Origin of the sequence: Klenkia sp. PcliD-1-E, from assembly GCF_024124375.1 — a bacterium.
Classification (GTDB): domain Bacteria; phylum Actinomycetota; class Actinomycetes; order Mycobacteriales; family Geodermatophilaceae; genus Klenkia.
Genome location: NZ_JAMXRZ010000003.1, coordinates 89,222 through 96,465, shown reverse-complemented (window position 1 = coordinate 96,465; position 7,244 = coordinate 89,222). Strand labels below are relative to the sequence as shown.

At 74.8% G+C, this 7,244-nt stretch carries 5 protein-coding genes and 1 pseudogene; 2 read left to right on the top strand and 4 right to left on the bottom strand.

All coding sequences use genetic code 11. From position 1 onward, the window contains the following. Positions 1-848 (top strand): annotated as a pseudogene (locus NH342_RS01735) (hypothetical protein); the annotation flags it as partial. A gap of 86 nt (positions 849-934) precedes the next feature. Here NH342_RS01735 and NH342_RS01730 read toward each other — a convergent pair. Continuing rightward, positions 935-1,501, bottom strand: a complete 567-nt coding sequence (locus tag NH342_RS01730) for a TetR/AcrR family transcriptional regulator (RefSeq protein ID WP_253010641.1) — start codon at positions 1,499-1,501, stop codon at positions 935-937. A gap of 48 nt (positions 1,502-1,549) precedes the next feature. Here NH342_RS01730 and NH342_RS01725 point away from each other — a divergent pair, with 48 nt between their 5' ends. After that, positions 1,550-2,509, top strand: a complete 960-nt coding sequence (locus NH342_RS01725; protein ID WP_253010639.1) for an SDR family oxidoreductase — start codon at positions 1,550-1,552, stop codon at positions 2,507-2,509. A 28-nt stretch (positions 2,510-2,537) separates the two neighbouring features. On the opposite strand, the gene NH342_RS01720 is transcribed toward NH342_RS01725, so the two are convergent. Genes NH342_RS01720 through NH342_RS01710 form a run of 3 tightly spaced genes read right to left on the bottom strand, consistent with a single transcriptional unit; the run spans position 2,538 to position 7,220 of the window. Next, positions 2,538-5,279, bottom strand: coding sequence for a glucosidase (locus NH342_RS01720; protein WP_253010637.1), 2,742 nt, complete (start codon positions 5,277-5,279; stop codon positions 2,538-2,540). A gap of 49 nt (positions 5,280-5,328) precedes the next feature. Next, on the bottom strand, positions 5,329-6,303 hold the full coding sequence (locus tag NH342_RS01715) for a GGDEF domain-containing protein (RefSeq protein ID WP_253010635.1): 975 nt from the start codon (positions 6,301-6,303) through the stop codon (positions 5,329-5,331). After that, the gene (locus NH342_RS01710) at positions 6,300-7,220 is read right to left on the bottom strand and encodes a diguanylate cyclase (protein WP_253010633.1); all 921 of its coding nucleotides are present in this window, start codon (positions 7,218-7,220) and stop codon (positions 6,300-6,302) included. The genes NH342_RS01715 and NH342_RS01710 overlap by 4 nt, the downstream gene beginning before the upstream one ends. Positions 7,221-7,244 lie beyond the last annotated feature (24 nt).

Below are 7,244 nucleotides of genomic sequence, written 5' to 3'. Positions count from 1 at the left end.
TCGCGGTGGCCGCCGTCCTGCTGCTGGTCGCGGTCCGGCTGGCCGCGCACCGGGAGGTGGGGTCGGCGCTGGTCGGGGTCCGGCCGGGGCCGGCGACCGGGACCCTGGCCTCGCCCGCGGGACTGGTCGTGCGGCTGCTGCGCGGCACCGTGACCGGCTGGGCCGTGGGGCTGCTGCTGCTCGGGGCGGTGTTCGGGTCGTTCGCCGACGCGGTCGGCGACCTCGTGGCCGGCAACGACCGGCTGGCGCCGGTGTTCGGCAGCGGTGCCGGGCTGGTCGAGGGGTTCACCGCGGCCACCGGCCGCTACCTGGGCCTGGCGGTGGCCGGCTTCGCGGTCGGCGCCCTGCTGCGGGCCCGCACGGAGGAGACCGAGGGACGGACGGCGGCGCTGCTGGCCGGGCCGGTCGGGCGGACCCGGGTGCTGCTGTCCTGGCTGGGCGTCGTGGCCGTCGCCGCCGTCGGGCTGGTGCTGCTGGCGGGACTGGGCGCAGGGGTGGCCGCGCAGGCCACCGGGGCCGGGTCGGTGGGCGGGTTCCTGGCCGCCGCCGCGGTGCAGGTGCCGGCGCTGCTGGTGACCTGCGGGGTGACCGCGCTGCTGGTCGGCGCCGCGCCGCGCTGGGCGGCGCTGGCCTGGGCGCTGCTGGCGTGGCAGGTGGTCGCCGGGCTGTTCGGCCCGCTGCTGTCGCTGCCGCGGTGGGCGGAGCGGCTCTCCCCCGTCGGCTGGCTGCCGCAGGTGCCGGCGTCGCCCTGGTCGGTGGCGCCGCTGGTCGGGCTGCTGGTGGTGGCTGCGGTGCTGGTGGCGGTCGGCGTCGTCGTCCACCGCCGCCGCGACCTCACCTCCGCCTGACGCCCCACCCTTGGATGCCCGAGCAGGGTGCACGACGTCGGCATTCCAGCGCCGGAATGCCGATGGGGTGCACCCTGCTACCGGCCTCAGGCAGGGGCGACGACGGCGCGGAGCTCGGCGAGGACGGCGTCGACGACGTCGGGCAGCGGCGGACCGGCGGGGGTGGAGACCCAGCGCTCGAAGGCCACCCGGAACGCGGCGACCCCGGCCTCGGCGGCGAGCAGCGCGGGCGCCTCGTCGACACCGCGCTGCACCAGCGCGGCGGCCGACGCCGCGACCAGCCCGCTCATCTTGGCCAGCTCCCGCTCGCGCAACTCGGCCTGGGAGGCGATGACCGCCGTCCGCGCCCGGGCGTGGTCACCGAGGCCGTCCAGCATCACCGCGCCCGCGTGCAGCCCGCCGCCCAGGGCGTCGAGGGGCGCGACGTCGGCGGGCGCCGCGGCGATGCCGTCCACCACCAGCGAGTCGAGCAGGTGGGTGGCGTCGAAGAGGACCTCGCGCTTGTCCGGGAAGTGCCGGAAGTAGGTGCGCTCGGAGAGACCGGCGCGCGCGGCGATGTCGGCGGTCGTCGTCCGCTCGTAGCCGTGCTCGACGAACAGCTCCATGGCCGCCTGCTGCAGGCGGCCACGCGCGTCCGGCTCCCAACGACCCATGCCCCCGAGACTACTGATGACAGTGACTGACATCGAGGTGTAGCGTCCATGTCAGCCACTGCCATCATCCGTCCGGAGGTATTCCCCATGCACGTCCTCGTCACCGGCGCGTCCGGCTGGATCGGCTCCGCCCTCGTCCCCGAGCTGCTGTCGGCCGGGCACCGGGTCACCGGCCTGGCCCGGTCCGACGCCTCCGCAGCCGCACTCACCGACGCCGGCGCCGATGTCCTGCGCGGTTCCCTCGACGACCTCGACACCCTGCGCGAGGGCGCCCGCGCGGCCGACGGCGTCGTCCACCTCGCGTTCCGCCACGACCTGGCGTTCAGCGGCGGCATGGCCGACGCCGCGCTCGCCGACCGGGCCGTCGTCGACGCCGTCGGCGAGGCGCTGGCCGGCACCGGGAAGCCGCTGGTCATCGCCTCCGGCCTGCTCGGCGTCGCGCCGGGCCGCGTCGCCACCGAGGACGACGGCCGGGTCGCCGAGGAGGCCGGGTCGGACCTGGTGAACCACCGGCAGGAGACCGCCCGGGCCACCGTCGCGCTGGCCGAGCAGGGGGTGCGCAGCGTCGTCGTCCGGCTCTCCCCCACCGTGCACGGCGCCGGCGACCCGCCCGGCGCGTTCATCTCGATGCTGTCGTCGACCGCCCGCGAGCGCGGCGCCTCCCGCTACGTGGACGACGGCGCGACCCGCTGGCCCGCCGTCCACCGCGACGACGCCGCCCGGCTGTTCCGGATCGCGGTGGAGTCGGTGCCGGCCGGGTCGGTGCTGCACGCCGCCGCCGAGGAGGGCGTGGCCACCCGGGACATCGCCACGGCGCTGGGCGAGCAGCTCGGCGTCCCGGTGGAGTCCGTGCCCGCCGCCGAGGCACCGGAGGCCCTGGGCTGGCTGGCCCCGATGCTGGGCCTGGACAGCCCCGCGTCCTCGGCGCGCACCCGCGAGCTCACCGGCTGGGAGCCCACCGGCCCGACCCTGCTCGAGGACATCCGCGCGGGCCGCTACACCCGCTGAGGGACCGGCAGGCGGCGGGCTGCGGACGTCAGCTCCAGCGGGGGTCGGGGGGCAGCCGCGGGTTGAGGAGGTGCGCGACCAGCGCCGTCCAGCCGGTCTGGTGGGTGGCGCCCAGGCCCTCACCGGTGTCGCCGTCGAAGAACTCGCTGAAGGTCGGGTGCTCGCGCCACAGCGGGGAGTCCGAGGACTCGACGCGGCTGCCGTCGGCGGGCCGCTTGCCGTCGACCGGGCGGAACAGCGCCGTGAGGCCGTTGTCGATGAGGTCCGCGGCGTCGACCAGGGTGCAGTGGTTGCCCGACCCGGTGGGCAGCTCGATGGTGAACGAGTCGCCGTAGTGCCGGCCCAGCGTGCGCAGCTTGTCGGCCAGCAGCACGTTCACCGGGAACCAGACCGGTCCGCGCCAGTTGGAGTTGCCGCCGAACAGCGCCGTCCGCGACTCCCCCGGCTCGTACTCGATCCGGGCGTCCCGGCCCCCGACCTTGGCGATCACCTCACCGGTGGACTTGGACAGCGACCGGATCCCGTACGGGGACAGGAACTCCTCGGTGTCGAACATCCGGGTCAAGATCCGGCGCAGCCGTTCCTGGTCCACCAGCGACAGCAGCATCTTGCGGCCCTCCGGCGCCGAGCGGCTGCGCAGCGGCGACACCAGCTCGGGACGCCGGCGCTGCAGCCAGCGCAGCCGCTCGGTGACGTCGGGGACCTCCTGGGTGATCCAGTGCGGCACCTCGGTGACGCCGAGGATCGGCAGCAGCCCGACCATCGAGCGCACCCGCATCGGCTGCGCGGTGCCGTCGGGGGCCACCAGGACGTCGTAGAAGAAGCCGTCCTCCTCGTCCCACAGCGACACCTCGCTGGAGCCGAAGGAGTTCATCGCCTGCGCGATCGACAGGAAGTGCTCGAGGAACTTCGTCGCCGTCCCGTCCCACGCCTTGTCGTAGCGGGACAGCTCGAGGGCGATCTTGAACATCTGCTGGCAGTAGAACGCCATCCAGCTCGTCGCGTCCGACTGCTCGAGCCGGTAGCCGGCCGGCAGCGGCGCGGACCGGTCGAACAGCGCGATGTTGTCCATCCCGAGGAAGCCGCCCTCGAAGACGTTGGAGCCGTCGGCGTCCTTGCGGTTCACCCACCAGGAGAAGTTGAGCAGCAGCTTGGTGAACACCCGGACCAGGAACTCCCGGTCCCGGTAGCCGTCGATGCGGTAGACGTGCCACGCCGCCCAGGCGTGCACCGGCGGGTTGACGTCGCCGAACGCCCACTCGTACGCCGGCAGCTGCCCGTTGGGGTGCATCGCCCACTCGCGGCACATGAGCACGAGCTGCTCCTTGGCGAAGTCGGGGTCGACGTGCGCCAGGGGGATGGTGTGGAAGGCGGTGTCCCAGGCGGCGAACCAGGGGTACTCCCACTCGTCGGGCATCGAGATGACGTCGGCCAGGGCGACGTGGCGCCAGGTGGTGTTCCGCCGTCCCTTCTTCGCGCGGTCGGCGGGCGCGGGGACGTCGGGGTCGCCGTCCAGCCACTGCGAGACGTCGAAGCGGTACAGCTGCTTGGTCCACAGCAGGCCGGCGTAGGCGCGGCGCGCGACGTGCCGGTCCTCGTCGGACAGGCCCGGGTGGATGACGGTGGCGTAGAAGGCGTCGGCCTCCTCGCGACGGGCGGCGAGGACGGCGTCGAACTCCTCGCCGAACATGCCGTCGTAGGGCTCCTCGGTGGTCAGCCGCAGCTTGACGGTGACGGTCTCCCCGGGCGCGACGGCGTCCCAGCGGTACCAGAACGCGGCCTTGGTGCCGGAGTCGGCGGGGTTGATGCCGTTCTTGTCGCCCTGCACCACCCGGCGGTTGATGCCGTCCTTCGGGTACTTGCTGGCGTTGCGGGTGGCGCCGAACAGGGTCACCTGGTCGGTCTCGTTGTCGCAGCACAGCACGACCGGGGCGCCCTCGGCGCACAGCCAGTACCGGCCGAGGAACCCGTGCTCGGCCTCGACCGCCTCCAGCCCGGACGCCGTCAGGGTGGGCGCGAGCAGCTGGGTGAGGTGGCCCTGCCGCTTGTCCCCGCCCCAGGACCAGGTGTTGCGGAACCAGGTCTGCGGCAGCAGGTGCAGCGGCGCGGGGTCGGGGCCGTGGTTGGTCGCGGAGACGGTGATGCAGATGTCGTCGTGGTCGGCCTTGGCGTAGGTGACCAGGACGTCGAAGAACCGGTCCTCGTCGAGCACCCCGGTGTCGGCGAGCTCGTACTCCCGCTCCATCCGCGAGCGCTTGGCGTTCTCCTCGCGCAGCCTGGCGTAGGGGTACTCGGCGTGCGGGTAGCGGTAGAGCCACTGCACCCAGGAGTGCGTGGGGGTGCCGTCGACGGCCCACCAGTGCTCCTTGGCGTCCTCGCCGTGGTTGCCCTCGCCGTTGGTCAGCCCGAACAGCCGCTCCTTGAGGATCGGGTCCTTGCCGTTCCACAGCGCGACGGAGAAGTTGAGGAACCCGTACCGGTCGCAGAACCCGCCCAGGCCGTCCTCGCCCCAGCGGTAGGCGCGGGCCACGGCGTGGTCGAAGGGGAACCCGGCCCAGGCGTCGCCGCTGGCCGAGTAGTCCTCGCGCACGGTGCCCCACTGCCGTCCGGCGAGGTAGGGGCCCCACATGCGCCACGGCGAGTTCTGGTCGGTGGACTCGGCCAGCCGGGCGTGCTCGGCGCTGCGGGGGTCGACGGCGTCCTGGGGTCCCGGCGGCGGGGCGACCGGGATGTCCGTGATGCTGGGGACGCGGGGGCGGCTGGGTGGCACGGGGACACAGGCTGCCACGCCCAGGTGTCGATCAGGTTGACCGGCGCGGTCAGCCGCCGACGGACTCGCGGGTCCCGTCGGCGAGCTCGGCCCGGCCCCGCCCGGCGGCCTTGGCGGCGTACAGCGCCTGGTCGGCCCGGCGCATCAGCTGCGCGGCCGTCTCGCGGGACCGGTACTGGGCCACGCCGCACGACATCCCGATGCCCGGGTGCAGGGTGCGCAGCCGGCGGACCAGCTCCAGCGCCCGCGGTCCGGTCCACCCGGGGAGCAGCAGCGCGAACTCGTCGCCGCCGTGCCGGGCCAGGACGGCGCCCGCCGGCAGCGCCCGCCGCCAGGTGCGGGCGACCTGCCGCAGCACCTCGTCCCCGGCGGCGTGCCCGCCGGTGTCGTTGATCTGCTTGAAGTTGTCGAGGTCCAGCAGGGCCGCTGACAGGACGACGCCCGGGCGGACCAGCTCGGCCAGCGCCTCGTCGAACCCGCGCCGGTTGGCCAGCCGGGTCAGCCCGTCGACGCCGGCCCGGCTCGCCTCGGCGACCAGCCGGCGGGTGACGACGCCGATGGCGACGAGGACGACGTCCAGCGCGAGCGCCGTGGGGAGCGGGACGTCACCGCGCAGCAGCAGCGCCGTCGTCACCAGGCCCACGGCGAGGCCGAGCTCCGCGAGGGCGCCGGGCAGGGCGAAGAAGAAGAACGCGTCGACGCCGACGAACAGGATGATCGCGCCGACGACGAGCGCGGTCAGCTCGCCGGGGGCCACCCAGGCGGCGATGGCGATGAGCGCGGTGGCCGCGGCGACGGGGGCGTGGAAGAAGCCGCGCGGCGCGCGGTCACCCCACCGGTGCAACGCCAGCCCGCAGACCACGGCGGTGCTGCCGAGGGCGAGGACGGCCCAGCGGCGGACCCAGTCGGGCTCGCCACCGGGTACGGCGACGAGCCCGCAGGTGCCGCCGAGCACGTAGAACAGGCTGAGGGTCTGCGCCATCACCCGCGGGGTCGCGACCTCCGGCGCCCGGTGCCGGCTCATGCGCGCACCGCCGTCGCCAGCTCGACCCGGCCACGGCCGGCGGCCTTGGCGGCGTAGAGCGCACCGTCGGCTCGGCGGACCAGCTGGGCCGCCGACTCCCCCGGCTCGTACTCGGCCACCCCGCAGGACAGCCCGATGCCGGCCAGGGTGTCGCAGACCCGCCACACGACGACGACGGCCTCGGGGCCGGTGAGGTCCGGCAGCAGCAGGGCGAACTCGTCGCCGCCCTGGCGGGCGAGCACCGCACCGTGCGGCAGCACCCGGGCGGGCTCCTCGGCCACGCGCAGCAGCACCCGGTCGCCGGCCTCGTGACCGGCGGTGTCGTTGATCTCCTTGAAGTGGTCGAGGTCCAGCAGCGCGACCGACAGCGTGCCGCCTGCGCGGACCAGCTGCTGCAGCCGGTCGTCGAAGCCGCGACGGTTGGGCAGACCGGTGAGCGGGTCCCTGTCGGCACCGGAGGCCCGCACGGCCAGCCGCCGGGTGACGACGGCGAGGGCGACGAGGACGCAGTCCAGGGCCAGGACCGTCCAGACGGGGACGTCGCCGCGCAGGAACAGCGAGCCGTTGCTGGCCACCACCGCGAGCACCAGCTGGGCGCGCATGGCGCGCGGGGTGAAGAAGTAGCAGGAGTCGACGACGGCGAAGGACGCCAGCCACGCGATGGCCACGGCGACGGTCGGCTGGTGCGGGACCAGCACGGCGAGCCCGACGACCACGGTGGCGAGGGCGACGAGTCCGTCGAGGAGTCGGCGGGTGACCCGGTCCCGGGCCAGCAGCAGGACGGCGGTGCCGAGCAGGCCGGTCGCGAGGGCGGCACCGGCGGCGACGCGGCCGATGTGCTGCAGGTCGGCCTCGAGGACGACGAGGAAGCCCAGCAGCGTCCCGGCCGCGTAGAAGACGGCCAGTGTCTCGACCATCACCCGGGGGCTGGCCGCTCCCGG